This is a genomic window from Streptomyces sp. NPDC020192 (assembly GCF_044388685.1).
Classification (GTDB): Bacteria; Actinomycetota; Actinomycetes; order Streptomycetales; family Streptomycetaceae; genus Streptomyces.
On the sequence record NZ_JBIRXG010000096.1, the window covers coordinates 1 to 4284 of the forward strand.

At 67.4% G+C, this 4284-nt stretch carries 6 protein-coding genes; 5 read left to right on the top strand and 1 reads right to left on the bottom strand.

The window, feature by feature from the left end; all coding sequences use genetic code 11:
• The first annotated feature begins 518 nt into the window (after nt 1-518).
• The 4 genes from ACH47Z_RS46920 (at nt 519) to ACH47Z_RS46935 (ending at nt 3492) form a co-directional block, all read left to right on the top strand.
• Entirely contained in the window at nt 519-728 is a 210-nt protein-coding gene (locus ACH47Z_RS46920; protein WP_399086704.1) for a LexA family protein, read from the top strand.
• Entirely contained in the window at nt 725-928 is a 204-nt protein-coding gene (locus ACH47Z_RS46925) for a hypothetical protein (RefSeq protein WP_399086707.1), read from the top strand. Before ACH47Z_RS46920 ends, ACH47Z_RS46925 begins: the two co-directional genes overlap by 4 nt.
• A gap of 427 nt (nt 929-1355) precedes the next feature.
• Nucleotides 1356-2657, top strand: a complete 1302-nt coding sequence (locus ACH47Z_RS46930; protein WP_399086710.1) for an FAD-dependent monooxygenase — start codon at nt 1356-1358, stop codon at nt 2655-2657.
• 421 nt (nt 2658-3078) lie between these two features.
• Nucleotides 3079-3492, top strand: a complete 414-nt coding sequence (locus ACH47Z_RS46935) for a hypothetical protein (protein ID WP_399086713.1) — start codon at nt 3079-3081, stop codon at nt 3490-3492.
• A gap of 91 nt (nt 3493-3583) precedes the next feature.
• On the opposite strand, the gene tnpA is transcribed toward ACH47Z_RS46935, so the two are convergent.
• Nucleotides 3584-4000, bottom strand: a complete 417-nt coding sequence (tnpA, locus tag ACH47Z_RS46940) for an IS200/IS605 family transposase (protein WP_399086716.1) — start codon at nt 3998-4000, stop codon at nt 3584-3586.
• A gap of 27 nt (nt 4001-4027) precedes the next feature.
• Between tnpA and ACH47Z_RS46945 the strand changes: the two genes are divergently transcribed.
• Nucleotides 4028-4284, top strand: a 257-nt coding sequence (locus ACH47Z_RS46945; protein WP_399086719.1) for a helix-turn-helix domain-containing protein, incomplete at its 3' end; no start/stop codon positions are given.

The following is a 4284-nucleotide window of genomic DNA, read 5'->3' on the forward strand; positions in this document are numbered from 1 at the left end:
GGTGGTGCTCGCCGCCATGGCGGTGCCGGGCAGGATGCCGGTCACCGCCGCCGCGACGGCCGTGACCGCCGTCGTCGCCAGAGCCGCCCTGCGAATGCCGTTGCTGTGACGCATGCTGTCGTCCCCCTGAGTCGTCTCGTCCGCGGGTTTCGGTCGTCGGTTGTTGCCCCGCGGTACGCGTGGTCGTGGTACGTGAGTGCAGACAGGGCGGGAGAGCGGCAGGGTTCCGTGCGGCGACTACTTGTGACGGAACGGTGACGACAGGCTGCACCCGTGCAGATGGCCGTCAGGGCAGACAGAAGCACCTCCAGCGCGCCACGGGTTTTACCACGCCCCCGGCGCGCACCGAAGGTGCGCTGAGTCGCTGACCTGCGGTGATCAAACTCCGATGACACAAACTCGCGTCCGTCAAAGTCCGATGGCAAACGGTCAAGATCCAGTGGCACGGGACACCGCTCCTCTCCGTGCGGCCGTGTCTCCGCTTGCCGAAGAATTCGAACACATGCTCTAGTCTGAGTATGCACCGTGTAGAGCACCTCACCGAAACCCAGGAGCGCGTCCTGCGCTGGCAGGCGATCGCCGACCGTGGCGAGGCGCCGACGGTGCGGGAGATCGGGGACGCGGTCGGCATGCGCAGCGCCAGCGTGCACTACCAGCTGGTCGAACTGGAGACGAAGCAGGCGATCGTCCGCACACCGGGCCGGGCGAGAGGGATCCGGCTCGCATGACCAGCCCGGGCCGCTACCACCTGCTGCTCGCTACCCCCGAGTGGCCGGTGCAGCACGGCTGGTGGGGGAGTGAGGACGTCGCCCGGGACACGTTCCCTGACTGGGTCGGCCTCTACGGGGGCACCATGCCCGACGCCCGCGTCACCCTGTCGGACGAGGACGGCGGCGACGTGCTGGATGCATGGCCCGACCAGCGGTAGGCCGTGCCACCATCCGCGGCGGGTGTCCTGTCTCATCGGACCTTGACCGGTCTCGCCGTAGGGAAGTTTGACGACCATCCTGTTCGTCTCTGTCCGTTCTCACTGGTCTTTCAGAGTCTCACCGTGTTGCGCGCAGATCTGGCGAAGCATCAGAATCCGGCCTAGCTGACAGCCTGGTTCGCCTGGTTTACACCATCCTGGGCTGATGTGAAGTCTTATCGGAGTTGGCGCTTCTCATCGATGTCTGCCGAGGTCGAGGTGATCATGACCATGCCCGACGCGCGCATACCGAGTTCAGGATGTTTGCGGGAGCGTGGACGCGATTTCGGCCGTACCGATGAGTTTGGTGCGGATCCACAGTCCATGTCCTGGATCCACCGACAGCGGTGGGCCTGTGCTGGGAACGTTCCAGCGCGGGAGGAAGCACATGGAGGCAGTGATGGGCGTCGACGACTCCGAGCAGGAGCGTACGATCCGGACGGGCGAGCAGGGGATGCGGGTGAGTGGTCCCAGGGTGTTGGTGGCGGGGGCGAGCATCGCGGGACCCGCCCTGGCCCACTGGCTGCGCCGGCGGGGGGCCGAGGTGACCGTGGTGGAGCGGGCTTCCGAGCTGCGTCCCGGCGGGCAGGCGGTGGACGCGCGCGGGGTCGCCAAGGAGGTCATCGGGCGCATGGGGCTGGACGCGGCGGTCCGCGCGGCGTGCACCGACACCGCCGGCGCGCACACCGTGGACGCGGACGGGCAGGTGCTGGAGACCTTCCGTGCGGACGACGACGGTGGCGACGGGTTCATCGCGGACATCGAGATCCTGCGCGGGGACCTGTCCCAGGTGCTCTACGACGACACCCGCGACGGTGTCGAGTACATCTTCGGCGACCGAATCGCCGAGCTCGCCCAGGACGCGGACGGGGTCGACGTGGTCTTCGCGGGCGGCGACCGGCGGCGGTTCGACCTGGTGGTCGGGGCCGACGGGCTGCACTCGGAGCTGCGGGCGATGGTCTTCGGGCCGCATGAGCGGTTCCTCCGCCACCTCGGACACGTGCTGGCCTTCTACAGTGTGCCCAACGAGTTCGGGCTGGACCGCTGGCTGCTCGAGTACCAGGACCAGGAGTCCGGGCGCTCAGCCCTCCTGCGCCCCATCCAGGACGCCACCCGGGCGATGGCCATGTTCTACTTCGTCTCCCCTGACCCCGACGTCGACCACCGTGACGTCGCGGCCCAGAAGCGCCTGCTGCGTGAGCGGATGGCGGGCCTGGGCTGGCTGGCCCCGGACATCCTCGCGCACCTGGACGACACCCCGGACTTCTACCTCGACCAGGTCGCCCAGGTGGTGATGGACCGCTGGTCGAGCGGACGGGTGGGGCTGCTCGGGGACGCGGCGTTCAGCTCCTCACCGATGTCCGGGCAGGGCACCGGGCTGGCACTGGTCGGCGCCTACCTGCTGGCCGGAGAGCTGGCCGCCGCCGAGTGGGACCCCGACATCGGGTTCACCCGCTACGAGGCGCGGATGCGCTCGTTCGTCGAGGCCAACCAGGAGATCGGCCGATTGAACGCCCGCAGCCGCGACATCCCCGGGCCAGACGCCGAGCCGCGCCCCGATTTCGTCGGCGAATGGTTCACCGAGCTGGTCGGGCGCGCGATCAACGGCATCGAGCTGCCCGACTACGCGGGGGCGCTGGACTCCGCAGCCCCGGCAGGATCGCCGATCACCTCGTCAGCCAAGCCGTAGGTGTCACATAACGTGTCGAGCGGGACCACGGTTCGGTAGGACACCGCCGGACGACCTCCGCTCATGCCGCATAGTGCGCGTTGGAGCGCCCGTTCGGCGGCCACGCCATGTTCCGATGAGGCGGTGTTGACTCGGAAAGCTGACAAGATCGATGAGAATCCACTGTGCGGGGTCTCAGTGGTTCTGTCACTTGCCCGGTCGGCGCTCACCGGAACTGACAAGACCATTGAGACATCGACCCCGTGACATCCAAGCCCATTGATCCCCAGCCGGATCGCTCGCCCGTCTTGTCTCAAGGCAGTTGTCAGTGCGCAGCTCACCGACATGGCTCCCTGACACGATGGATGAGAACGGACAGTCTCATCGAATCTTGCTCACCGCACGGGGTGTCTTGTGGATCGGGCCGCGTAGCCTCACCTGTGTGCCTCGCCATTCGAAGAAGTCCCGCAGGCTGGTCGCCGACGGGCGCGTGTACATGTGGACGATGCGCCACAGCCACCGAAGGGGCCACGATGGGCGGTCCATGGACTGCCGCCAGATTCTCACCCTGTCCCCTCAGCCTGCCGGCACCGGCGGGCCGCTGCGCATTGTCTTTGCCGACGGGCCCGGCCGGTACGTCCCGGGCGGGGCCCCCTTCGGCTCCGGGGACGTGGGCTTCACCCAGGGCGCAGACCTGAACCTGCACGAGCCGGGCGCCGTCCGGGCGCTGCTCGATGTGGTGCTGGCCCGTGGGTGGCAACCGGAGGAGCGGCGGGCGGTGGAGGTCGACGGCTGGCCCCTGCTGGAGGCGGCGGTCGCCGTGCAAGCCGGAGACGCCGGCCCCGAAGCCCCGTAGCTACGGCATTACCGATTAGCGGGAGTCTTGCAGAAGGCCCCGGCGTTCACGCCGGGGATGAATGCATCTCAAGGCTGCTCTGACGTGCACCTCAGAGCGGACGTTTTTGCTGCTCGATGTACTGGCGCACGATCGCCAACGGTGCTCCGCCGCACGATGCCGAGAAATACGAGGGCGACCACAGGTGCCCGTGCATGATGGCGCGGTTGATCCGTCCGGTGAACTCCTGCCGTATCCGGCGAGCGGAGACGCCCTTGAGGCTGTTGACCATCTTCGAGACGGCGACCTTGGGCGGGTAGTGCACCAGGAGGTGGACGTGATCGCGTTCGCCGTTGAACTCCTTCAGCTCCGCCTCGAAGTCCTCGCAGACCTTGCGCATGATCTCTTCGCAGCGCGTCAGCATCTCGTCGTCGAACACCCCGCGCCGGTACTTCGTCACGAAGACCAAGTGCACATGCATTGCCGAAACAACATGCCTGCCACGTCTGTAGTCATTCTCTCCATCCATGAGACCAATTGTAGTAATGTCTTTGTCATGCAGCTCCGCTACAACTACCGGGCCTACCCGGACGCCACCCAGCGCCGTGCGCTGGCGAGTGCGTTCGGGTGCGCACGGGTGGTGTGGAACGACTGCCTGCGTGACCGCAAGGAAGCGCACGCGGCGGGGCTGCCGTATGTGAAGTCGGCAGAGTTGTCCCGGCTTCGCATCACCCAGGCCAAGCGCACCGAGGAACGCGCCTGGCTCGCCGACGTGTCGGCGGTCGTCCTGCAACAGTCCCTGCGGGACCTGGA